This is a genomic window from Pseudomonas salomonii (genome assembly GCF_900107155.1).
GTDB lineage: Bacteria > Pseudomonadota > Gammaproteobacteria > Pseudomonadales > Pseudomonadaceae > Aquipseudomonas > Aquipseudomonas salomonii.
On the sequence record NZ_FNOX01000005.1, the window covers coordinates 30,469 to 51,965 of the forward strand.

The window sequence follows — 21,497 nt, forward strand, 5'->3', positions numbered from 1 at the left end:
GTTGCAATCTGGTTTTTTCGCTAAGTTGTTGAAATTAAACGAAAAAATAGCTTTACATAGAGATTGAACGGCCTATAATGCGCGGCAACAAATGCACTCGTAGCTCAGCTGGATAGAGTACTCGGCTACGAACCGAGCGGTCACAGGTTCGAATCCTGTCGAGTGCACCATTTAAGAGTCAGTTGCAGCAATGCAGGTGACTTGGCTTCAACCAGTTGTGATCTGGTCTAAAAACACAATCTGCACTCGTAGCTCAGCTGGATAGAGTACTCGGCTACGAACCGAGCGGTCACAGGTTCGAATCCTGTCGAGTGCACCATACAAACAAAAAGCCCGCCTAGTGCGGGCTTTTTGCCGTCTGGGGTTTGTGTAGGATTTCAGCTCTTTCTTCCGGCCTCATGTGTTTTCCTTCCGGGCTGTGTCGTCGCAGTTCATAGATGCAGCCGATGCTCAGCTTTGGCTCGCAAGCGCTTGTTCTTTCCAGTTTTTTAACGTTAAAAGCGTGCGCAGCGTGTATCATTGCGCCCGTCAGCCCCGCCGGGGCTTGTGGAATACCTCCATGGACTTACCCAGTAGTTGCTCAGTACCCCGCTTTACCAATCATGAATTGACTGATTGATCCTTCCGGCGTGCCCCGCTGCTGGGAGTGGAGTTCGCCTATGACCGAAGTAGAAGTAAAGAAAACACAAGACAGCCTGCAGGATCGCCTGGCTCAAGTCATCGAGCTGCTGCAGCGTCAGCGCGTGGTCGAAGACCTCACGCACCGCCAGGAAGGCCCGCACCACGACCGCGTCGAAAACCTGGTTCATCGGCAAAACCTCGTTGAGCTGCAACGCAAGCTCGATGACCTGCACTCTGCCGACGTCGCTTATATTCTTGAAGCCTTGCCGCTGGATGATCGACTGACTCTGTGGCAGTTGGTCAAGGCTGACCGCGACGGCGACATCCTCCTCGAAGTATCCGACTCGGTCCGTGAAACCCTGATCGCCGACATGGACGATCACGAGCTCCTGGCTGCCGCCAAGGAGATGGACGCCGACGAGCTGGCTGACCTGGCGCCAGAGCTGCCGCGTGATGTTGTCCATGAATTGATGGAGGCCCTCGACAGCCAACAGCGTGAGCGTGTGCGCTCCGCGTTGTCTTACGACGAGGATCAGGTTGGCGCACTGATGGACTTCGAGATGGTCACCATCCGCGAAGACGTCAGCCTGGAAGTGGTTTTGCGTTACCTGCGTCGCCTCAAAGAGCTGCCGGGTCATACCGACAAATTGTTCGTAGTCGACTACGAAGGCATTCTCAAGGGCGTGTTGCCGATCAAACGTTTGCTGGTCAATGATCCGGACAAGAAAGTAGCGGATCTGATGGCCAGCGATACGGTGAGTTTCCACCCGGATGAAGACGCCTACGAGGCCGCCCAGGCATTTGAGCGTTATGACTTGATCTCGGCGCCGGTGGTCGACAAGAACGGCAAGCTGATTGGCCGTTTGACCATCGATGAAATGGTCGACCTGATTCGTGAAGAGAGTGAAACCGAAGTCCTCAACATGGCGGGTCTGCGTGAAGAGGAAGATATTTTTGCGTCAGTCTGGCGCTCCCTGCATAACCGCTGGGCGTGGTTGGCTGTCAACCTGATCACCGCGTTCATTGCCTCGCGCGTGATCGGTCTGTTTGAGGGGTCGATCGAGAAGCTGGTAGCGCTTGCGGCCCTGATGCCGATTGTGGCCGGTATCGGCGGCAACTCCGGTAACCAGACCATCACCATGATTGTGCGTGCCATGGCACTGGACCAGGTCAGTACGGCCAATTCCTCGCGCCTGTTGCGCAAAGAGTTGGCCGTGGGCCTGATCAACGGTTTGGTGTGGGGCGGCGTGATCGGTGTGGTGGCTTACTTGCTATATGGCAGTTGGTCACTGGGCGTGGTAATGACGGCAGCCATGACCCTCAACCTGCTGTTGGCGGCGCTGATGGGCGTGTTGATCCCCATGACGCTGGCACGTCTGGGGCGTGACCCGGCCATGGGTGCCAGTGTGATGATCACGGCCATGACCGACAGCGGTGGCTTTTTCATCTTCCTGGGCCTGGCGACGATCTTTCTGCTCTGATCCCTGTGGGGGCCCGGCTCCCACGCCGCCCTCTGCCGTGCCTCTCAAATTTCACGCAAAAAAAAGCCAGCATAGCGCTGGCTTCGGCTTTCAGTTGCAGATCAATTGGCTTCTGCGGCCGCCTCAACGTCGTGCGCGATAAGCGAGACGAGAGCATTCTGCTGGCGGTGGGAGAGCTGACGAAAACGCTGCAGCAGTTCGCGTTCGTGCAGTGACAGCTCGGGGCTGTCCAGGCGCATGCTCAACTCTTCGCCCAGCGCACCTTCCTGAATAAGGCTCTGCTCCAGGCGCGCGATGATTTCGGAGTTCATGCTGCGGTGATGATTGCGAGCCACCTCGGCAATGCGTTCCCGCATTCCGTCTGGCAGACGTACGACGAACTTGTCAGCCGTACGGCTGGAATAAATTGCCTGTTTCAATGGGCGCATATATTTAACCGGTTAGTTCAGGGGAGCGGTTTCTGGAATTGGCCGCAAGATGAGTGTTAAGACAAGGCTCACGACCAAAGTTCAACCCGAATTGCAAAGAGGCCGCATCATGCCTCAGATTTGACAGTTCCTTGGCGTCAATTCTGTGACAAATATTGAACTGCCTAAAGGCTTAATGCCAGCACTCATTTGTATTTTTGCGGACTGGTTGGAAAACTTTCAAACGGGTCATTCCGCAACGGAACTTCCCGTCAGTCCAGGCCGGCACAGGGGTTGAAGCCGCACATCCTAAAGCAAAGTGGCCTTTTGCCCTTATTTTTAAGACTAGTGGCAATTTGCCGATTTGCTAGCGCGGGGCGACATAAGGTCGAAGGGGGAAGGTGCGGTGCAGGGGTCAGCGCAAAACTGGATCGAACTTTATTTTGCGGCCCATGAAAAGCGTCAACAGGAGGAAGCTTGTGAACACAGCCGCAGCAACAGTTGCAGCGGTTTGCCCTTCTTCAGAGGTGGCGCCCAGACCCAGAACGCCAGTGGCGATAGTCAGGCACAAAAACAGCCAGGCGGATTTGCTCATCAATGGCTTCCTCAGAAAACCCAATGTTCGGATGCCGGTGCAGTCTGGGTGCCTTGGGTCAGGCGTATCGGCGATTGCGCGTTGGGCGTCATCACCGCCAATTGCGGGCGTTGTTGCAGGTGGTGCGGCACGGCCTGGCTGATCTGTGCAGGATCATTACTGCCGGTCGATTGGAAATGAAACATCACCAGTGCAGCCAGGGCTATGGTGTTGAGGGCTAACAGAAGGGCACTGTTCATGGTCATGTTCTCCGCTAAACGCCGTGGCTGAATGGGTTTGTAGGAGAAGTATTGCAGGTCCCGTGCCAATCTATTATTTCAGTAAAATCAACTACTTAAGTCTAATCTAAAGCATCGCCAGGTTGCAATTTGCAATGATGGCATTTTGGGGTAGTGCATTTTGCACGACAGGGTCCGGGCCCCGTGGTTGCGGGGCAAGGCGCGCATCGGCGGAACAAGGATCGGCCTACACTCAAAAAGCCCACGGACGACATGACAAAACCCACCTCGGCCGTTAACATGCACGCCGTCCGTCGCAGTGCCCCGTGCCCGATGGCTGTCATTTGTCCCAGTAGCTCAATTGGATAGAGCATCCCCCTCCTAAGGGGAAGGTTGGCCGTTCGAACCGGCCCTGGGACACCATCTTCAAAAGCCCTGCACAGGTTGTCCTGGCAGGGCTTTTTTGTGCGCACCGGCAACACCGGTCGAACCTTGCCGCCTATCAGGGTTCACAGCAGGGGCGCCGTGTGTTTCGCGTACTTTTGTACGTTGCATATGTACCCTGCATGCGACCAGGCAGCGTCTGAACGATTAAGCAAAAATATTCCCCGGAAAACGGCCCGTTGCTTCTGTCCGCTCCCGGCAACCCCGGACTATCATGCTGATAGCCCTGTCCCTCACTTCAAGGAGCCGCTCGGAACGCCGATGCGCCAGATCTGGAAATCTTTTCGAGCCCTTTATTTCGCCTCCTTGATGATGTTGATCGGGTCCGGCCTGCTCAGCACTTACCTTGCCTTGCGTCTGGCAGCCGACCACGTCGACAGCCTGTGGGTGGGTGCCTTGATGGCGGCCAACTACTTCGGCCTGGTGCTGGGCGGCAAGATCGGCCATCGGCTTATCGCCCGCGTCGGGCATATTCGCGCGTATGCCACCTGTGCCGGGATTGTCGGCGCGGCGGTGTTGGGCCATGGCCTGATCAACTGGCTGCCGGCCTGGATTGTGCTGCGGATGATCGTGGGCCTGGGGATGATGTGCCAGTACATGGTCATCGAAAGCTGGCTCAATGAGCAGGCGGACGCCAAGCAGCGTGGCGTGGTGTTCAGCGGTTACATGATCGCGTCCTATCTCGGGCTGGTGCTGGGTCAGTTGATCCTGGTCATGCACCCTGAACTTGGCCTTGAGTTGCTCATGCTGGTGGCCTTGTGCTTTGCCTTGTGCCTGGTGCCGGTGGCCATGACCCGACGCATTCACCCGGCGCCGCTACACCCGGCGCCCATGGAGCCGCGCTTCTTTATCAAGCGTGTGCCGCAGTCGCTGAGCACGGTGCTGGGCGCGGGGCTGATCGTCGGCTCGTTCTACGGCCTGGCGCCGCTGTATGCCTCGCAGCAAGGCTTGAGCACCGAGCAGGTCGGTCTGTTTATGGGTAGCTGCATTTTTGCCGGTTTGTTGGTGCAGTGGCCATTGGGCTGGTTGTCGGACCGCTATGATCGCGCCCTGCTGATTCGCTGCTTTGCCTTGTGCCTGGCAGTGGCGGCGTTGCCGTTGGCCGTAATGACCCAGGTGCCGCTGGAAGTGCTGTTCGTGGCCGGCTTCCTGTGTTCCCTGGTGCAGTTCTGCCTGTATCCCTTGGCGGTGGCGTTCTCCAATGACCATGTGGAAGGTGATCGCCGCGTGTCGCTGACGGCCATGTTGCTGGTGACTTACGGCATCGGCGCGAGTGTCGGGCCGCTGTTGGCGGGTGTGGTGATGAAGCTGTTCGGCAGCCACATGCTGTATGCGTTTTTCAGCCTGTGTGCATTGATCCTGGTATGGCGTATCCGGCCGAAGGCGGTAACCAACCTGCACCAAGTGGATGATGCGCCACTGCATCACGTGGCAATGCCTGACAGTATGTCCAGCTCGCCGCTGGTGGCGTGCCTCGACCCGCGGGTGGATGAGGCGGTGGTGCAGGAGCAAATGCAGAACGTTGTGCCTGAGCCGGAACCTGAAACCGAAACTGACCCGCAACAACCCGCGGATGAACCCGCTTTTGAAGGGCCGCCGGAGCCTCTGGGGCCGGACGAGCATCCTCATGACTTGAGCAGGGCGCGCCCCTGAAAGCAAAAACGGGCAGATCCCATCAGGATCTGCCCGTTTTTATTGACGCGGCCTTTAAGGTTTAAAAGTCGTCGTCCTTGTCAAAGCGCCGCGCTTCGCGCTGCAACTGGTACACAAAACGTTCAACCTGGCGCTGTACCAAGCCGCTCATGTTGTGAAAGCGCACGCCGGCGAAGGTGGTGTTGATCTTGTCTTCGAAGTGTAGGTAACGCAGTTCCACCGAAGTGGTCATGCTGCCGAAGGGCAGGGCGGCGATAAAGCGGTCATAGACCTGGCCCAGTTGCAGGCGATCGGCGATGTCGCCTTCAAAACGCAGCTTGCAGCCGGTGGCGGAGATGTCCAGCAGCTTGCCGCTGATCGGTGCCTTGAGCTTTTCGCCACCCAGCTCGATGCTGACCAGTTGGGCCAGCTTCAATGCGGCGCGAAAGGCATTGCGACGCTGATGGTAGACCACCTCGTCGGGCATGCTGCCGGTGTAGATGCGGTGGCCGCCTTTTTCACTGATGGTCAGCGTGCCGTTGCTTTCCCAGGCGATTCGCACGCCATCATGGAAACCTTCAATGCGGAACGGTTCGCCATTTTCAAGGTAGCGTTCACCGTCACGGGGGATCATTTCGTCGAGGGCGAGCGTTTTGCTCTCCCGATCAATATCCACCAGATAGCTTTGAAACCGCTGGCTGCGTTCATGAAAAGTGATGATCAGCGGGTCATGGCTTTCTTGCAGCATCCGCAACGTGCTGGCGATTTCCAGAGGCGTGGTGAGCACCTTGGGTGGCTGCGGAGCATCTTCCGCATTAAGGGCGTTGAACACGGTTCTTCCATCTCCAGACAAAATACGACTACACGCAAGAACCGGCATTTTGCCAGTATGTAACGCGCCTTGGATAGGGCGCGCTGTAAACCGGTGTCAGGCTTGGCTGCGGGTGCTTGGCTTGACCAGTCGCGAGGTGGAACCCTGGGCGTTGTACAGCGCAGGAGGCTCTCCGCCGTGGAGTATGCGCAACTGGTTGGCGGTCGTAGCCTGCTGCAGCTGGATCGACTGGCCGTTGAGCAGGTTGGCTTCCTGGCACTGGGCCAGCAATTGATTGAGTGCGGTGCTCTGCGCCAGCAACTGATCGCCTACCGAGGAGTGGCTGGCCAGTTGTGCCAGGCCGTCATGATCAGCCGGCAGGCCGAGGCTGATGAGAATTTCGCTGCGCTTCTTGCCATGCTGCTCCAGCAGCACGATCAGCGACTGTTTGCGCGCCAGAATTTCCTCCAGCAAGCGCATATCCCGGCCATAGAGGGCCAGGGATTCTTCTTTGAGCAGCTCGAGCAGAAGTTGCGTCGGCGCCAGATCATCAATGATCAGTTCAAGCAAATGTTCGTCGTGGTGCATGGCTGGCCTTGGGTTTTAAGCGTCCACAAGCCCTGCGCAGGCCTTTGCCTAGCGCTCGGCTTCGAAGTTAAGCAGCTTGCTGGCTACACGGTTGCTGTCGACTTTATAGCTGCCATCAGCGATTGCCTGCTTCAATTCGGCCACGCGGGCTTTATTGACAACGGGTTGATCGCGCAGCGAGTCAGTGACCTTCTGCAACTGTTGAGCCTCATTGCTCAGGTGTACCGATTCCCCGCTCTGGCTGGCGCTGGCCTGTTCTGCCTTGGCGGCAGGTGCTGGCTGGGACTTGGCGTCTACGCCGTCCTTTGCCCCGCTGGTGCGCGTATTGCCCGGCAAAGCCTGGGTGTTATTTAAACGACTGAAATCAATGACCATGTTAAAAAAACCTCTGGGTATTTGGACGCTTGCCATGTTTTCGGCCATACCCGGACAAACTTTAGGCCCGATTGACAATAAACCTGTACAGGTCGACATCCCACGCACAGTGTAGGAAAACCTGGCGTTTCACACCAGTGATCTATAGTGCCACCTCGACTTGGCCCGGCGCCGTCACTTGCGCCTTGATCACACGGTTGGAATTGAGGTTCTTGACCCGGATCTGCTCGCTCATCCCGCCATTGGACAGCGCTTCCCCCGGCATTTTTACCGTCAGCCCACCGCTGCTGGCGGAAATCACCACCTGGTCGCCCTTGCGAATCACCTCAGCCTGTTCCAGATGCACCAGCGTAATAACCTGGTCGGTGACCATTGGTCGGGTCAGTTTCTGCCCGATGGCTTGGTCCACAGCGGTGAGGTAGCCCTGGTTGATCAGGCTGATGTCGCGTTCACGCAGGGCCACGTCTTCAAAACCAATGATGCCGGTGCGTTTGAGCGGGCGTGTGACGACCACTACGTCGCGGAACAGTTTGACCTGCGCCGGCACAAACACCGTCCAGGGTGAGGCGCCCTCGCAGCGCACTTTTACCGTCACGCGGCCGATGGGTTGGGCCGGGCTTTCAAGGCTCGCCGTCAATTCCTTGTCGCACATGGGCATGCGCAGGCGCGGGTCCAGTTGGTTGACCTGGATTTCGTAACGCCCCGGCGTTTGGGTGGTTGCCAGATAATCTTCTACAGTGAACTCAAGAAAGCCTTGGGTGACGCCGATAAGGAGATCAGGCAAGGTGACATTATCTGCGCGAGCCGTGGTGCCCGAGCCCAAGGCAAGCAAAGCCATCGTTGCGCAGAGCAATCTGCGATACCGTGGGATGCGTCGGAAAACTGTCGTTTTAAGGTTCATAGACCAATAAATAGCAAAGCCCGTGCCGTTTAGTGTTGGGTGAGCGTCGTTGCCCTTGTAGGTATAGCCAAAGGTTTTAGCGTAGGAGTCAAGGCATGGCAGGAGTAATGGACTCAGTAAACCAGCGCACACAGCTGGTAGGGCAGAATCGCCTGGAACTGTTGCTTTTTCGCCTGGACGGCAAGCAGCTGTACGGCATCAATGTGTTTAAAGTGCGGGAAGTGCTGCAGTGCCCCAAGCTGACCATATTGCCTAAATCCAGCCCGGTGGTCTGCGGCGTAGCGAATATCCGAGGCGCGACCATTCCGATTCTCGACCTGGCCATGGCCACCGGTTCTTCGGGGTTGCAGGACCGCGAAAGCCCCTTTGTGATCATCACCGAATACAACACCAAGACCCAGGGTTTCCTGGTGCGCTCGGTGGAACGCATCGTCAACATGAACTGGGAGGAGATCCATCCGCCGCCCAAGGGCACCGGGCGCGATCACTACCTCACGGCGGTGACGCGGGTCGACAACCAGTTGGTCGAAATCATCGACGTGGAAAAGATCCTCGCCGAAGTCGCCCCCACCTCGGAAACCATTTCGGTTGGCGTGGTAGACGCCGAAACCGCGCACAAGGCAGTGTCACTGCGTGTGCTGACGGTGGACGACTCCTCGGTGGCGCGCAAGCAGGTCAGCCGTTGCCTGCAAACCGTCGGCGTGGAAGTGGTGGCCTTGAACGATGGTCGCCAGGCCTTGGATTACCTGCGCAAGCTGGTGGACGAAGGCAAGAAGCCGGAGGAAGAGTTCCTGATGATGATCTCCGACATTGAAATGCCGGAAATGGACGGCTACACCCTCACGGCCGAAATACGTAACGACCCACGCATGCAAAAATTGCATATCATCCTGCATACTTCCTTGTCGGGCGTATTCAATCAGGCGATGGTCAAGAAGGTCGGTGCCGATGACTTCCTGGCCAAATTCCGCCCTGATGACCTGGCATCCCGGGTAGTCGACCGGATCAAGGCAGCAGATCACGGCTAGGGGGATTTCCTCCTGGCGGTCACACGATTTAAGAGGCGGTATCATTGTCTACGGGTAATTTGGATTTCGAACAGTTCCGGGTCTTCCTGGAAAAAGCCTGTGGCATATTGCTCGGTGAAAACAAGCAGTACCTGGTATCCAGCCGTCTCAACAAACTGATGGAGCAGCAGGGCATCAAGTCCCTGGGCGAGTTGGTGCAGCGCATCCAGGGCCAGCCGCGCAGTGGGCTTAAGGAAATGGTGGTAGATGCCATGACCACTAACGAAACCTTGTGGTTTCGTGATACCTACCCCTTTGAAGTGCTCAAGAACAAAGTGCTGCCGGAGGCCATCAAGGCCAGCCCCGGCCAGCGCCTGCGCATCTGGTCGGCCGCCTGTTCTTCGGGGCAGGAACCGTACTCGATCTCGATGTCGATCGATGAGTTCGAGCGCACGAACATGGGCCAATTGAAGGCCGGCGCGCAGATTGTCGCCACCGATTTGTCCGGCACCATGCTCACCAACTGCAAGACCGGCGAGTACGACAGCCTGGCCCTGGGCCGTGGTTTGTCCCAGGAGCGCCTGCAACGCTTCTTCGACCCCAAAGGGGCCGGGCGCTGGGCGGTCAAGGCGCCGATCAAGAGCCGTGTGGAGTTTCGCTCGTTCAACCTGCTCGACAGCTATGCCAGCCTCGGCAAGTTCGACATGGTGTTCTGCCGCAATGTGCTGATCTACTTCTCGGCAGAGGTGAAGAAGGACATCCTGCTGCGCATTCACGGTACGCTTAAGCGCGGGGGCTACCTGTTTCTTGGCGCGTCCGAAGCGCTCAACGGGCTACCGGACCATTACCAGATGGTGCAATGCAGCCCAGGCATCATTTATCAGGCCAAGTGACGGTGGCTTGAGCAAAAAAAACGGGAAGCCCTGCAAAGGCTTCCCGTTTTTATGTGCGCCGAGCGCCGGTTTTTTTTACGGGCGGTGGTTAGGGCCTGGGTGTCATTCGGATATTGCCCAGGAAGAGAAGATTGTCCTTGCCGGGGATGGTCTCGTTGAAAATACCCAAATGCATAGTGCCGGTACTGCCTGCGGTAAATGTCCCGGTTCCGGTTTGAGTTGATGCGTTGGTTATGTTTTGTACGTTGGCACCGATTCGGCTGCCGTTAATCGTCAGGTACAGCGTCGAGCCATCTCCAGCGGGTGTACCACCTAAGACATCAAAGCTGAAATCGTAGGTGCGCCCAGCGATGACCGATACGGGGCGAGTGATGATGTGAGCCCTGGTTACCTGGCTGCTGGGCAGGTCAACGACCACGCTGCCGTTGACGACGTGCAGCACCCCGCCTGCATAAACTGACTGAGGTACCCAGCCTTGGAACGTGCCATCGGCGAAATCCCACACTGTGCCAGGCAGAGGCACAACAATAACGCCTGCGTCGATGGACACGGTTGACGTCGGCGCAAAGTACACGTCGCGGCTGCCACGCCGAATGCGTAGCAATAAAAACACATTGGTGCCTGACTTACGGGTAATGAATGATTTGAGTATCGGAAAGTTGAGCTCGGCCTCGTCTTCCTCTGCCTCATAGCTCAGGTTGTACGTTCTGCCGTTTTCGCCGATCACGTTTGCGACGATCAGATCACCCGTCTTGATGGCAAAGGCGCAAGTCATTTCAACTGTTTTACCGATCAGCAGTTTGGTCTGCAGGTTTGGAATGGGTAGCGCGTTGTCCTGCAGGACGAATCGGAGGGGAGGAATAGTCAGCATGTTGTGCCTCTGCTTTTCGCATGTAGGGGGTTGCGAGATAAGGCGCGTAGAAGGGCAGGCGCGACAACTGTCAGAAATGACAGTGCAGACGAACGGTCAAAGCCGCCGGCGCGCAGGGGCAGCCTGTTTAGCGTTTGCCACCGGCAGTAAAAGCGGCAACCGCCATTGCCGCTTTACTGGCGCCACGCGGAAGCCCATTGCCGCTTTTCTGGCATTGCCGCCGGCAAATCCCGCGCAACCCCTTGATTTACGGGCATGCAGCGAATTGGCATGGGCCTTGCTATAACCCAGATACGAAAAGCAGGTCAGCCTAAAGGTTTCCGCCATGAGCATCAGCTTCGATAAAGCGCTCGGTATCCACGAACAAGCCCTGGGCTTCCGCGCTCAGCGTGCCGAAGTCCTGGCCAACAACATTGCCAACGCCGACACCCCGAACTACAAGGCTCGGGACTTGGACTTTTCCGCCGTGCTCGCCGCGCAGCAGGACAAGACCAAGAACGGCACCTTCGCCTTGAACATGACCAACAGCCGTCATATCGAAGCGCAAGGCCTGGGCAATGGGGACGAGTCGCTGCTGTATCGCACGCCGATGCAGCCATCGATCGACCAGAACACCGTCGACGCCCAGTTGGAGCAATCGGCCTACGCCGAGAACTCGGTGAACTTTCAGGCCAGCTTCACCCTGCTTAACAGCAAATTCAAAGGGCTGATGTCAGCCCTGCGCGGAGAGTAAGCCATGTCCCTCGCCAGTGTTTTCAATATTGCCGGCAGTGGCATGAGCGCGCAGACCACGCGTTTGAACACCGTCGCCAGTAACATCGCCAACGCCGAGACCGTGTCTTCGAGCATTGACCAGACCTACCGCGCCCGCCACCCGGTGTTCGCCACCATGTTTCAGGGTGGCCAGGCCGGCCAGAGCGGCAGCGGTGATTCGCTGTTCCAGAATCAGGATGCGGCCGGCCAAGGCGTGCAGGTGCTCGGTGTGGTCGAGGACCAGAGCAACCTGGAAGCCCGCTACGAGCCGAACCACCCCGCCGCGAACGAAAAGGGCTATGTGTACTACCCCAACGTCAACGTGGTTGAGGAAATGGCCGACATGATTTCCGCCAGCCGCTCGTTTCAGACCAACGCGGAAATGATGAACACCGCCAAAACCATGATGCAGAAGGTCCTGACCCTGGGTCAGTGATAAGGGGCGCCAAATAATGGCCATTGTTGATACCACTTCTACACCCAACTCGGCGGTTCAGGACCTGTTCAACTCCAAGGTCAAGACTGCTACAGATAACAGCGGCCTTGAAGGTGCCGCCAAGGCGGCCACGGGCAACCAGGCGCTGGGCAAGGACGCGTTCCTGCAATTGCTGGTCACCCAGCTGAAAAACCAGAACCCGCTGTCGCCTCAAGATAACGGCGCCTTCGTGGCGCAGTTGGCTCAATTCAGCAGCCTGGAGGGCATCAACACCCTGAACGACTCGGTGAATGCGATCTCCAGCAACTTCAGCTCTTCCCAAGCGCTGCAGGCGTCGTCGCTGGTCGGGCGTTCGATCATCACCCAGACCGACAAGGCCATGGTGGATACCAGCAAAAGCATGACCGGCTCGGTGGCAGTGACGGCAGCGACGGGCAACGTCTCGGTGAAAATCACCGACAAAGACGGCAACGTGGTGCGCACCATCGACATGGGCGCCCAAAGCGCCGGCGATTCAAGCTTTATCTGGGATGGCAAGAACGACAATGGCGAAGTCGCCCCCGCCGGCACTTACACCTTCGCGGCCAGCACCAAGAATGACAAAGGCGACTCGGTTGCCCTGTTGACGTCGCTGCCGGCAACGGTCACCAGCGTGACGTTGAGCAAGACCGGCGGCGAAATGCTGCTCAACCTTGCAGGCGGCATGGGCAGCGTCAAGCTGTCGCAAATTCAGACTATCGGTACATAGAGCCGGCTAAATACGGCAGAAGGAGAGAAACATGTCTTTTAACATCGGCCTTAGCGGCCTCTATGCGGCCAACAAACAACTGGACGTGACCGGCAACAACATTGCCAACGTTGCGACCACCGGTTTCAAAGCGTCCCGCGCGGAATTTTCCGACATCTACGCGGCGTCCAAACTGGGCACCGGCCAGAACAGTGTCGGCAGCGGCGTGAACCTGGCGGCAGTGTCTCAGCAGTTCACCCAGGGTGACGTCAACAACACCGGCGGCTTGCTGGACATGGCGATCCAGGGCGGCGGTTTCTTCGTGCAGAAGGGCAGTGACGGTTCGCTGGAATACACCCGCAGCGGCACTTTCCGTGCGGACAAAGACGGCTTTATCACCAACAACACCGGCACCTCGCGCCTGCAAGGCTACGCAGCGGACGCCGATGGCAACATCATCAAAGGCGCGCTGACCGACCTGCAATTGAACCTGTCGAACCTGCCGCCCAAGGCGTCCACCAAAGTGGACTCCACCAGTAACCTGAACTCTTCCTCGCCGGTGATCGACCAGGCGGCCCACCCGTTCGATCCAACCGAGTCCAGCTCGTTCAGCACCCAGTACAACACCACGTTGTATGACACGCAGGGTAACGCGCACCCGATGGTGCAGTACCTGGTCAAAACCGACTCCAACACCTGGAAGTCCTACACCCTGATCGACGGCCGTAACCCTGACGGTTCGGCGCCTACCGGCACAGGCTCGACGCCACCGGTGGCATCGACGTTGAGCTTTGACGGCTCCGGCAAACTCACCGGGATTGTGACCGGCACCACCTCCAGCACCACCTTGCAGCTGACCGGCTGGGTGCCGGGTACCGTGACCAATGGTGTGTGGACCAAAAACGGCGCGAATGCCAACCCTGGCGGGATTGCCATCAACATGGGCAACATCACCCAGTACAACTCGGCCACCTATCGTAACCCTCCGGTCACCGATGGCTACGCCACCGGCCAGATCACCGGCCTGAACATCGACGGTAACGGCGTGCTGTTCGCCACTTTCAGCAACCAGCAGAGCAAGTCCATTGGCCAGCTCTCCCTGGCCAGCTTCAACAATGAACAGGGCCTGCAGCCCTCGGGTGGCACCACCTGGAAAGAGACCTTCGCCTCGGGCCAGCCGGGTTACGACGCTCCGCAATCCGGTACCTTGGGGTCGATCGTGTCCAAGTCCCTGGAAAACTCCAACGTCAACCTGACCAACGAGCTGGTGGACCTGATCAAGGCCCAGAGCAACTACCAGGCGAACGCCAAGACCATCTCCACCCAGAGCACCATCATGCAGACCATTATTCAGATGACCTGATGCGGTTGGCCTGACACTGCTGCGAACGAAAGCCCCTCACGCGAGGGGCTTTTTTTTGCGTGCAATTTGGCTGGAAATAATTCCCACCCTGCGCTCGATTACGACCCGACATGCTTTTGCTGGAACCGACTACGCCGTTCATTCCACTTATCGGACTTAAAGGTATTGGATCTTACGGGGGCTGGTATGTGGAATTCGTCGATGTCTGGCCATGGGGCCGGAGGTGTGCGTTATGACGTGGGCGGCGCGGGGGCGGGGCAGAATCTGTGGGGCGTAAGCCGTACAGAGGAAAAAAAGGATGACGCCGAGGCCGATAAAAAAACCGTCGCCCAGATGCTCAAACAGTTGGATGAGGCCGAAAAGGGCAATAAAAACCAAACCGCCCAGGACCTGCGGGACAAGCTCAATAAAAAACGCAAGGAGCTGGGGGAGGAGAAGTTCAAGGAGATCCTTGAGGCGTTGAAGAAGGACGCCTCCAGCGATTTGCTCGCGTTGTTGAAGAAGCTGTTTCCGGATCTGTTCCCGGATGAGCCGTCACCAGCGCCTGCGCCAGCACCTCAACCGTCACCAGGTGGTGGTGGTGGTGGTGGTGGTGGTGGCACGGTCAATCCCAGTAATTTCGGCTCCGTAGAGTCCATGAGCAGCAAACCCTTTACTCAAGGAGCTCAATTCACTAACTACACGCCCGACAAAAGCAACCCTGGGGAAAAACCTGGCATGGGCAGGGAACTCGGCAACATCTGGAGTGGCTTCAGGCAGGGGCCAGACGGAAACTGCATCACTGTGTCGGCCATAAAGGCCGCGATGATGAAGTTTGGCAAGAAAGCTACTGACGTGTTCAGGGATGTGAAAGCAGCAGGCGATGGATGGGACGTGCAGATGAAGGATGGGTTTCAACTCCATCTGAGCCGGAATGAATTAACGCAGGCGGCGCAACAGGCTCGGTTCATGGGGAATGATCCGCAAATGATGACCAACGCCAACTTTATGTACGCCGCCAGCGCCAAACGTGCGCAGATGGAAGGTAATAATGGGTTTGGTTATGGGAACGATCACAACGCCAAAAGAAGTTACCGTGATGCATTAGTGAGTTTGAATGACGGTGAACACCGTAATGAGGGGCTGGATCGTCTGGGTCTCAAAGGCTTGTACAGGCAGTCATCGAGTGACGAACTTGCCCGTGGTGCGTTGGGGGTTGTGAACTACGATCACCATTCGATGGCAGTTATTGGCGGCCGCGTAGAGTTATGGGGCGGGCGAGGTGGTCGACCTGGAAGGGAGGATCCGGGAGAGGCATACGCATTTGTATAGCGTGACAGACAAGCTGCAATAAAAAAGCCCGTTAACCCAAAAGAGTTAACGGGCTTTTCAGCAACCGCTCAGCTTACTGGCAAGCCTCGCAATCCGGCTCGTCAATCGCGCAAGCCTTTGGCACTGGCGCCGGGCCGGCTGGAGCAGCCAGCACCGAATCATCACCGTGGTTGCCGCTGGAAACAGCGTTGAGCTTACCGGTGTTGATGGTCGACTTCTCGGTGCTGGTCGCGGCCAGGGCACGGAGGTAGTAAGTGGTTTTCAGGCCACGGTACCAGGCCATGCGGTAGGTCACGTCAAGCTTCTTGCCCGAGGCACCGGCGATGTACAGGTTCAGCGACTGCGCCTGGTCGATCCACTTCTGACGACGGCTGGCGGCGTCAACGATCCACTTGGTGTCCACTTCGAAGGCCGTCGCGTAGAGCTCTTTGAGTTCTTGCGGGATGCGCTCGATCTGCTGCACCGAACCGTCGTAGTACTTCAGGTCGTTGATCATGACCGAGTCCCACAGACCGCGGGCCTTGAGGTCGCGAACCAGGTACGGGTTGATCACGGTGAATTCGCCCGACAGGTTCGATTTCACGTACAGGTTCTGGTAAGTCGGTTCGATCGACTGCGATACGCCAGTGATGTTGGCGATGGTTGCGGTCGGTGCGATGGCCATGATGTTGGAGTTACGAATACCTTTCTGCACACGGGCACGTACCGGCGCCCAGTCCAGAGTTTCGTTCAGGTCAACGTCGATGTACTTCTGGCCGCGCTGCTCGATCAGGATCTGTTGTGAGTCCAGCGGCAGGATGCCCTTGGACCACAGCGAACCCTGGAACGTCTCGTAGGCGCCGCGCTCGTCGGCCAGGTCGCAGGAAGCCTGGATCGCGTAGTAGCTGACCGCTTCCATGGACTTGTCGGCGAACTCGACCGCAGCGTCCGAACCGTACGGAATGTGCTGCAGGTACAAGGCGTCCTGGAAGCCCATGATGCCCAGGCCGACCGGACGGTGCTTGAAGTTGGAGTTCTGCGCCTGTGGCACCGAGTAGTAGTTGATGTCGATTACGTTATCGAGCATGCGTACGGCGGTGTTGACGGTGCGTTCCAGCTTGGCGGTGTCCAGCTTGCCGTTGACGATGTGGTTCGGCAGGTTGATCGAGCCCAGGTTGCAAACGGCGATCTCGTCCTTGTTGGTGTTCAAGGTGATCTCGGTGCACAGGTTCGAACTGTGGACCACGCCCACGTGCTGCTGCGGGCTGCGCAGGTTGCACGGGTCTTTGAAGGTCAGCCATGGGTGGCCGGTTTCAAACAGCATGGACAGCATTTTGCGCCACAGGTCTTTGGCCTGGATGGTCTTGAACAGCTTGATCTTGCCTGGGTACTGGGACAGGGCTTCGTAGTACTCGTAACGCTCTTCGAAGGCCTTGCCGGTCAGGTCGTGCAGGTCCGGCACTTCGGATGGCGAGAACAGGGTCCACGGGCCGTCATCGAAGACACGCTTCATGAACAGATCAGGGATCCAGTTGGCGGTGTTCATGTCGTGGGTACGACGACGATCATCACCGGTGTTCTTGCGCAGCTCGATGAACTCTTCAATGTCCATGTGCCAGGTTTCCAGGTACGCACACACAGCGCCTTTGCGCTTGCCGCCCTGGTTGACCGCAACGGCGGTGTCGTTGACCACTTTCAGGAACGGTACAACGCCCTGGGATTTGCCGTTGGTGCCCTTGATGTACGAACCCAAGGCACGCACCGGGGTCCAGTCGTTGCCCAGGCCGCCAGCGAATTTGGACAACATGGCGTTGTCGTGGATCGCGTGGTAGATGCCCGACAGGTCATCCGGCACGGTGGTCAGGTAGCAACTCGACAGCTGTGGACGCAGGGTGCCGGCGTTGAACAGGGTTGGGGTCGACGACATGTAGTCGAAGGACGACAACAGGTTGTAGAACTCGATGGCGCGGTCTTCTTTGTGCTTCTCTTCAATCGCCAGGCCCATGGCCACGCGCATGAAGAACACTTGCGGCAGTTCGAAGCGCACACCGTCCTTGTGGATGAAGTAACGGTCGTACAGGGTTTGCAGGCCCAGGTAGGTAAACTGCTGGTCGCGCTCGTGGTTGATCGCCTTGCCGAGTTTTTCCAGGTCGAAGGTGGCCAGGATCGGGTTCAGCAATTCGAATTCGATACCCTTGGCGATGTAGGCCGGCAGGGCCTTGGCGTACAGGTCAGCCATCTCGTGGTGGGTGGCGCTGTCGGCCACGCCCAGGAAGCCCAGGCCTTCGGCACGCAGGGTGTCCATCAGCAGGCGCGCGGTCACGAACGAGTAGTTCGGCTCACGTTCAACCAGGGTACGGGCGGTCATCACCAGAGCGGTGTTGACGTCGGTCAGGGCCACGCCGTCGTACAGGTTCTTCAGGGTTTCGCGCTGGATCAGGTCACCGTCGACTTCTTCCAGACCTTCGCAGGCCTCGGTGATGATGGTGTTCAGGCGGCCCAGGTCCAGCGGAGCAAAGCTGCCGTCGGCCAGGGTAATGCGGATCGACGGGTGAGCTTGCACGGCCGCTTCTTCAGCCGGGGTGCGCACGGCACGTTCCTTGGAACGGGCGTCACGGTAGATCACGTAGTCGCGTGCCACTTTCTGCTCGCCGGCACGCATCAGGGCCAGTTCAACCTGGTCCTGGATTTCTTCGATGTGGATGGTGCCGCCCGACGGCATGCGACGCTTGAAGGTCGCGGTAACCTGTTCGGTCAGGCGGGCAACGGTGTCATGGATGCGCGACGAGGCAGCAGCGGTGCCGCCTTCAACTGCAAGAAACGCTTTGGTGATGGCGACGGTGATTTTGTCATCGGTGTAAGGAACGACAGTGCCGTTACGCTTGATCACGCGCAGTTGGCCAGGTGCGGTGGCGGACAGATCCAGGTTCGAATCGGCGGCCTGCGGCACGGAGCCCTGCGGGTTCTCGCGAGTTGTGTCGGTTTGCATGGGGGGTTGTCTCCACATTCTATATTTATTTGGGCACCATCAAGGTGCCCACCGTTCCGTCCTGAAGCACTTACAACAGGCCTGGGCCTGGCATAACAACTTCGGGACAGGAGGAAGGGAGCTCATCGCGCCGCTTCCATGCCGAAGTCTTCGGTTCGGAGCTTCAAAGAGCCCTTGGCCGTATTCCTGCCGGGTGACAGTTGCTCGCTCCAAGCACTGCAACACCCGTACCGTTTTCTGCCAATTGGGCGGGGAAAACGGTTGCCATCCGCGTGCGCGGTTTGGGCTTTTAAAAAAGGCTTTGGTTCAACCAAACAGGAGCAAGAAAGCGCTTGAGTTTCTTGTCTGATTTGTGTTTGGTTTTTCGCTTAAAACCCTACATGTAGGGTTTTTTTAGCGCCGAGGTACAAGATAATGCGTTTTGGGGGGCTTAGCAACGCACTACCTGTGGATAACGCTGTGGGTAAAATGTGTATGAAACGTGGAACGCCCGTGTAGGCCGCAGTACTGCTGGATTACGCCGTTTGTCACCGAATATTCCAAGGCAAAAACCGTCTGTTGGTTTTTTGAGGGCGCGAACCCTATCACAAAAAAACGCGATCACCGAATGGATTTCCAGGCGTGTACTGGAGGGCTGGCCCATGGCTACAATCGGCCCCTATAGAGAGAGGCCACATTGTGTTTCCCGCACATGACAATAATGAGAAGCGAGGTAGCGCATGGAGCAAGAAGCCTGGCAAATATTGATCGTCGAAGACGACGAGCGATTGGCCGAGTTGACCCGTGATTACCTGGAGAGCAACGGCTTGCAGGTGTCCGTGGAGAGTGACGGTGCCCAGGCGGCGGCGCGCATCATCGCCGAACAACCGGACCTGGTGATCCTCGACCTGATGCTGCCCGGCGAGGACGGCCTGAGCATCTGCCGCAAGGTCCGCGAGCGCTACGACGGGGTGATCCTGATGCTTACCGCGCGCACCGACGATATGGACCAGGTGCAGGGCCTGGACATGGGCGCCGACGACTATGTGTGCAAACCCGTGCGCCCGCGCTTGTTGCTGGCGCGAATCCAGGCGTTGTTGCGGCGCAGCGAGCCGGCAATACCCGCCGCCGTGGAAAACCAGCGGCGCCTGCAGTTCGGCCCGCTGGTGGTGGACAACGCCCTGCGCGAAGCCTGGCTGCACGAGGGCAGCATCGAGCTGACCAGCGCCGAGTTCGACCTCTTGTGGCTGCTGGTGGCGAATGCCGGGCGCATCCTGTCCCGCGAAGAAATCTTTATTGCCTTGCGCGGGATTGGCTACGATGGCCAGGACCGCTCCATCGACGTGCGCATCTCGCGTATTCGGCCCAAGATCGGCGACGACCCGATTCACCCGCGGCTGATCAAGACCATTCGCAGCAAAGGCTACTTGTTCGTCCCCGAAGCTGCCGCCGACATGCCGCTGTGAACTCGATCTTCCTGCGCATCTACGGCGGCATGTGCGCGGCGCTGGTCCTGGTGGCGTTGCTCGGCGTGCTGGCCCTGCACCTGCTCAATGAAGTGCGCAGCGGCCAGTACCGTGAGCGTCTGGCCCACGGCACCTTCGCGCTGATGGGCGACAACCTGCAACCGATGAGCGCGATCGAGCGCCAGCGCGCCCTGGCGGTGTGGGAGCGCTTGCTCGGCATTCCCCTGGAACTGCGTCCCTTGGCGGACGCCCAGTTGGACCTGACCCAGCGCAATCGCCTGCAACGTGGCCAGGTGCTGGTGGAGCAGACCGGCCCGCATGCCGCGCGCGTGCTGCGCCTGGTCAGCGAACAGTCGCAGCTTGTGCTAACGGGTGAAGTGCAGCAGATCAGCGAGCAGCTGGCGCGTGCGACGATTTACCTGCTGGCTGACGAACTGGTGCGCTTCCCGGTGGCCGAGCAGCCGCAACGCCTGGCGGACATAAAAGAGGCCAAGGGTTTTGGCTTTGAGATGCACCTGATGACGCTGGATCAGGCGGATATGGATGACGACCAGCGCCGCCGCGTCGCGGAAGGCGATACGGTGATGGCCCTGGGCAAGGGCGGCGATTCCATCCGCGTATTCGCCGGTATGGTCGGCACGCCGTGGGTGCTGGAAATCGGCCCGCTGTATCAAATGAACCCGTACCCGCCGCAGTGGCTGATCCTGATCGCGTTGATCAGCCTCACGCTCATCGGGTTGATCGTGTACCTCTTGGTGCGTCAGCTCGAACGGCGCCTCAAAGGCCTGGAAGCAGCGGCCACGCGCATCGCCAAAGGCAACCTGGAAGTGCGTGTGCCGGCCCGTGGCGCCGATTCGGTAGGGCGTTTGGCCGCCGCCTTTAATGGCATGGCCGAGCACTTGCAGCAATTGCTGGCGATCCAGCGCGAGCTGGTGCGCGCGGTCTCCCACGAGTTGCGCACCCCGGTGGCGCGCCTGCGCTTTGGCCTGGAGATGATCGGCGACGCCGCCACCCCAGAGGCGCGGCGTAAATATATGGAAGGCATGGACAGCGATATCCAGGACCTCGACGGCCTGGTCGACGAGATGCTCACCTACGCCCGCCTGGAGCAAGGCGCGCCGGAGCTGAATTTCCAGCGGGTCGACCTTAATGCCTTGCTCGATCAGGTGATCGGCGAATTATCGCCACTGCGCCCGCAGGTCAGTGTCGCCCGTGGCATCTGCCTGTCCTCGGCACATTGGGATGACGCCTGGGTCGACGCCGAACCGCGCTACCTGCACCGCGCCCTGCAAAATTTGGTGAGCAATGCCATGCGCCATGCCCAAAGCCAGGTATTGATTAGTTATCAAGTGGGCCAGGTGCGCTGCCGCATCGATGTGGAAGATGACGGGCCGGGCGTGCCGGAAAGCGCCTGGGAGCGGATCTTCACGCCATTCTTGCGTCTGGACGACAGTCGCACGCGAGCTTCAGGCGGGCATGGTCTGGGTTTGTCGATCGTGCGGCGGATTATCTATTGGCACGGCGGGCGGGCGTTGATCAGCAAGAGCAACAACCTGGGTGGGGCGTGTTTCAGTTTGAGTTGGCCCAGGGATCAGGACAAGACTTAAGACCGCCATCGCAGGCAAGCCAGCTCCCACATTTTGAATGCAT

The 21,497-nt window shown here is 58.4% G+C and carries 21 protein-coding genes and 3 tRNA genes; 14 read left to right on the plus strand and 10 right to left on the minus strand.

Annotated elements, in window-relative coordinates:
* Window positions 1-93: 93 nt before the first annotated feature.
* The 3 genes from BLV67_RS12555 to mgtE all read left to right on the plus strand — a co-directional run bounded on the left by BLV67_RS12555 (window position 94) and on the right by mgtE (window position 2,102).
* Window positions 94-170, plus strand: a tRNA-Arg gene (locus BLV67_RS12555).
* A gap of 72 nt (window positions 171-242) precedes the next feature.
* A tRNA-Arg gene (locus tag BLV67_RS12560) sits at window positions 243-319 on the plus strand.
* 340 nt (window positions 320-659) lie between these two features.
* Window positions 660-2,102 carry a magnesium transporter gene (gene mgtE / locus BLV67_RS12565; protein ID WP_065929353.1) on the plus strand — a complete coding sequence of 481 codons (1,443 nt, stop codon included), beginning with the start codon at window positions 660-662 and terminating at the stop codon, window positions 2,100-2,102.
* A 101-nt stretch (window positions 2,103-2,203) separates the two neighbouring features.
* Here mgtE and BLV67_RS12570 read toward each other — a convergent pair whose 3' ends face one another.
* The 3 genes from BLV67_RS12570 to BLV67_RS12585 form a co-directional block, all read right to left on the minus strand.
* A complete protein-coding gene (locus BLV67_RS12570) occupies window positions 2,204-2,530 on the minus strand; it encodes an Arc family DNA-binding protein (RefSeq protein WP_003193592.1) in 327 nt (108 codons plus the stop codon).
* A 394-nt stretch (window positions 2,531-2,924) separates the two neighbouring features.
* Window positions 2,925-3,104, minus strand: a complete 180-nt coding sequence (locus tag BLV67_RS12580) for a PA3371 family protein (RefSeq protein ID WP_069787952.1) — start codon at window positions 3,102-3,104, stop codon at window positions 2,925-2,927.
* An 11-nt stretch (window positions 3,105-3,115) separates the two neighbouring features.
* Window positions 3,116-3,343 carry a hypothetical protein gene (locus BLV67_RS12585; protein WP_065929351.1) on the minus strand — a complete coding sequence of 76 codons (228 nt, stop codon included), beginning with the start codon at window positions 3,341-3,343 and terminating at the stop codon, window positions 3,116-3,118.
* A 325-nt stretch (window positions 3,344-3,668) separates the two neighbouring features.
* On the opposite strand from BLV67_RS12585, the gene BLV67_RS12590 reads away from it, so the two are divergent.
* Together BLV67_RS12590 and BLV67_RS12595 are read left to right on the plus strand one after the other, a co-directional pair.
* A tRNA-Arg gene (locus tag BLV67_RS12590) sits at window positions 3,669-3,745 on the plus strand.
* A 282-nt stretch (window positions 3,746-4,027) separates the two neighbouring features.
* Window positions 4,028-5,419, plus strand: a complete 1,392-nt coding sequence (locus BLV67_RS12595; protein WP_056861666.1) for an MFS transporter — start codon at window positions 4,028-4,030, stop codon at window positions 5,417-5,419.
* 61 nt (window positions 5,420-5,480) lie between these two features.
* On the opposite strand, the gene BLV67_RS12600 is transcribed toward BLV67_RS12595, so the two are convergent.
* The 4 genes from BLV67_RS12600 to flgA form a co-directional block, all read right to left on the minus strand.
* The gene (locus BLV67_RS12600; RefSeq protein WP_069787953.1) at window positions 5,481-6,230 is read right to left on the minus strand and encodes a flagellar brake protein; all 750 of its coding nucleotides are present in this window, start codon (window positions 6,228-6,230) and stop codon (window positions 5,481-5,483) included.
* 96 nt (window positions 6,231-6,326) lie between these two features.
* Entirely contained in the window at window positions 6,327-6,797 is a 471-nt protein-coding gene (locus BLV67_RS12605; protein WP_017138391.1) for a flagella synthesis protein FlgN, read from the minus strand.
* Window positions 6,798-6,845: 48 nt separating this feature from the next.
* Window positions 6,846-7,172 carry a flagellar biosynthesis anti-sigma factor FlgM gene (flgM, locus tag BLV67_RS12610; RefSeq protein ID WP_065929337.1) on the minus strand — a complete coding sequence of 109 codons (327 nt, stop codon included), beginning with the start codon at window positions 7,170-7,172 and terminating at the stop codon, window positions 6,846-6,848.
* Between the two features lie 142 nt (window positions 7,173-7,314).
* A complete protein-coding gene (gene flgA / locus BLV67_RS12615; RefSeq protein ID WP_065929336.1) occupies window positions 7,315-8,073 on the minus strand; it encodes a flagellar basal body P-ring formation chaperone FlgA in 759 nt (252 codons plus the stop codon).
* Between the two features lie 95 nt (window positions 8,074-8,168).
* Here flgA and BLV67_RS12620 point away from each other — a divergent pair, with 95 nt between their 5' ends.
* Both BLV67_RS12620 and cheR read left to right on the plus strand, forming a co-directional pair.
* Window positions 8,169-9,101: a chemotaxis protein CheV gene (locus BLV67_RS12620; RefSeq protein WP_017138388.1), complete on the plus strand. Its 933-nt coding sequence runs from the start codon at window positions 8,169-8,171 to the stop codon at window positions 9,099-9,101.
* A 44-nt stretch (window positions 9,102-9,145) separates the two neighbouring features.
* Window positions 9,146-9,973, plus strand: coding sequence for a protein-glutamate O-methyltransferase CheR (cheR, locus tag BLV67_RS12625; RefSeq protein ID WP_017138387.1), 828 nt, complete (start codon window positions 9,146-9,148; stop codon window positions 9,971-9,973).
* Window positions 9,974-10,061: 88 nt separating this feature from the next.
* Here cheR and BLV67_RS12630 read toward each other — a convergent pair whose 3' ends face one another.
* Both BLV67_RS12630 and BLV67_RS32475 read right to left on the minus strand, forming a co-directional pair.
* Window positions 10,062-10,844: a hypothetical protein gene (locus BLV67_RS12630; RefSeq protein ID WP_069787954.1), complete on the minus strand. Its 783-nt coding sequence runs from the start codon at window positions 10,842-10,844 to the stop codon at window positions 10,062-10,064.
* Window positions 10,845-10,940: 96 nt separating this feature from the next.
* Window positions 10,941-11,171 carry a hypothetical protein gene (locus tag BLV67_RS32475; RefSeq protein WP_141722752.1) on the minus strand — a complete coding sequence of 77 codons (231 nt, stop codon included), beginning with the start codon at window positions 11,169-11,171 and terminating at the stop codon, window positions 10,941-10,943.
* On the opposite strand from BLV67_RS32475, the gene flgB reads away from it, so the two are divergent.
* The 5 genes from flgB to BLV67_RS12655 all read left to right on the plus strand — a co-directional run bounded on the left by flgB (window position 11,170) and on the right by BLV67_RS12655 (window position 15,434).
* Window positions 11,170-11,577: a flagellar basal body rod protein FlgB gene (flgB, locus tag BLV67_RS12635; RefSeq protein ID WP_003214246.1), complete on the plus strand. Its 408-nt coding sequence runs from the start codon at window positions 11,170-11,172 to the stop codon at window positions 11,575-11,577. The two genes, BLV67_RS32475 and flgB, sit on opposite strands and share 2 nt — an antisense overlap.
* 3 nt (window positions 11,578-11,580) lie before the next feature.
* Window positions 11,581-12,033, plus strand: a complete 453-nt coding sequence (flgC, locus tag BLV67_RS12640) for a flagellar basal body rod protein FlgC (RefSeq protein WP_017138385.1) — start codon at window positions 11,581-11,583, stop codon at window positions 12,031-12,033.
* Window positions 12,034-12,049: 16 nt separating this feature from the next.
* Entirely contained in the window at window positions 12,050-12,781 is a 732-nt protein-coding gene (gene flgD / locus BLV67_RS12645; RefSeq protein WP_065929334.1) for a flagellar hook assembly protein FlgD, read from the plus strand.
* 31 nt (window positions 12,782-12,812) lie between these two features.
* Window positions 12,813-14,123 (plus strand): flagellar hook protein FlgE, encoded by a 1,311-nt coding sequence (gene flgE, locus BLV67_RS12650; RefSeq protein WP_056861661.1) that lies wholly within the window; start codon window positions 12,813-12,815, stop codon window positions 14,121-14,123.
* Between the two features lie 186 nt (window positions 14,124-14,309).
* On the plus strand, window positions 14,310-15,434 hold the full coding sequence (locus BLV67_RS12655) for a hypothetical protein (RefSeq protein WP_069787955.1): 1,125 nt from the start codon (window positions 14,310-14,312) through the stop codon (window positions 15,432-15,434).
* A gap of 73 nt (window positions 15,435-15,507) precedes the next feature.
* Here BLV67_RS12655 and BLV67_RS12660 read toward each other — a convergent pair whose 3' ends face one another.
* Entirely contained in the window at window positions 15,508-18,402 is a 2,895-nt protein-coding gene (locus tag BLV67_RS12660; protein ID WP_065929332.1) for a ribonucleoside-diphosphate reductase subunit alpha, read from the minus strand.
* Between the two features lie 719 nt (window positions 18,403-19,121).
* Between BLV67_RS12660 and BLV67_RS12665 the strand changes: the two genes are divergently transcribed.
* Together BLV67_RS12665 and BLV67_RS12670 are read left to right on the plus strand one after the other, a co-directional pair.
* Window positions 19,122-19,847: a response regulator gene (locus BLV67_RS12665; RefSeq protein ID WP_065929331.1), complete on the plus strand. Its 726-nt coding sequence runs from the start codon at window positions 19,122-19,124 to the stop codon at window positions 19,845-19,847.
* Entirely contained in the window at window positions 19,844-21,454 is a 1,611-nt protein-coding gene (locus BLV67_RS12670; protein ID WP_069787956.1) for an ATP-binding protein, read from the plus strand. Before BLV67_RS12665 ends, BLV67_RS12670 begins: the two co-directional genes overlap by 4 nt.
* The last annotated feature ends 43 nt before the right edge of the window (window positions 21,455-21,497 follow it).

Bases quoted from the DNA above. Each gene is read 5' to 3' on its own strand.
- mgtE (WP_065929353.1), top strand. From the start codon at position 660: ATGACCGAAGTAGAAGTAAAGAAAACACAAGACAGCCTGCAGGATCGC.
- BLV67_RS12570 (WP_003193592.1), bottom strand. From the start codon at position 2,530: ATGCGCCCATTGAAACAGGCAATTTATTCCAGCCGTACGGCTGACAAG.
- BLV67_RS12580 (WP_069787952.1), bottom strand. From the start codon at position 3,104: ATGAGCAAATCCGCCTGGCTGTTTTTGTGCCTGACTATCGCCACTGGC.
- BLV67_RS12585 (WP_065929351.1), bottom strand. From the start codon at position 3,343: ATGAACAGTGCCCTTCTGTTAGCCCTCAACACCATAGCCCTGGCTGCA.
- BLV67_RS12595 (WP_056861666.1), top strand. From the start codon at position 4,028: ATGCGCCAGATCTGGAAATCTTTTCGAGCCCTTTATTTCGCCTCCTTG.
- BLV67_RS12605 (WP_017138391.1), bottom strand. From the start codon at position 6,797: ATGCACCACGACGAACATTTGCTTGAACTGATCATTGATGATCTGGCG.
- flgM (WP_065929337.1), bottom strand. From the start codon at position 7,172: ATGGTCATTGATTTCAGTCGTTTAAATAACACCCAGGCTTTGCCGGGC.
- flgA (WP_065929336.1), bottom strand. From the start codon at position 8,073: ATGAACCTTAAAACGACAGTTTTCCGACGCATCCCACGGTATCGCAGA.
- BLV67_RS12620 (WP_017138388.1), top strand. From the start codon at position 8,169: ATGGCAGGAGTAATGGACTCAGTAAACCAGCGCACACAGCTGGTAGGG.
- BLV67_RS12630 (WP_069787954.1), bottom strand. From the start codon at position 10,844: ATGCTGACTATTCCTCCCCTCCGATTCGTCCTGCAGGACAACGCGCTA.
- flgB (WP_003214246.1), top strand. From the start codon at position 11,170: ATGAGCATCAGCTTCGATAAAGCGCTCGGTATCCACGAACAAGCCCTG.
- BLV67_RS32475 (WP_141722752.1), bottom strand. From the start codon at position 11,171: ATGGCGGAAACCTTTAGGCTGACCTGCTTTTCGTATCTGGGTTATAGC.
- flgC (WP_017138385.1), top strand. From the start codon at position 11,581: ATGTCCCTCGCCAGTGTTTTCAATATTGCCGGCAGTGGCATGAGCGCG.
- flgD (WP_065929334.1), top strand. From the start codon at position 12,050: ATGGCCATTGTTGATACCACTTCTACACCCAACTCGGCGGTTCAGGAC.
- flgE (WP_056861661.1), top strand. From the start codon at position 12,813: ATGTCTTTTAACATCGGCCTTAGCGGCCTCTATGCGGCCAACAAACAA.
- BLV67_RS12655 (WP_069787955.1), top strand. From the start codon at position 14,310: ATGTGGAATTCGTCGATGTCTGGCCATGGGGCCGGAGGTGTGCGTTAT.
- BLV67_RS12660 (WP_065929332.1), bottom strand. From the start codon at position 18,402: ATGCAAACCGACACAACTCGCGAGAACCCGCAGGGCTCCGTGCCGCAG.
- BLV67_RS12665 (WP_065929331.1), top strand. From the start codon at position 19,122: ATGGAGCAAGAAGCCTGGCAAATATTGATCGTCGAAGACGACGAGCGA.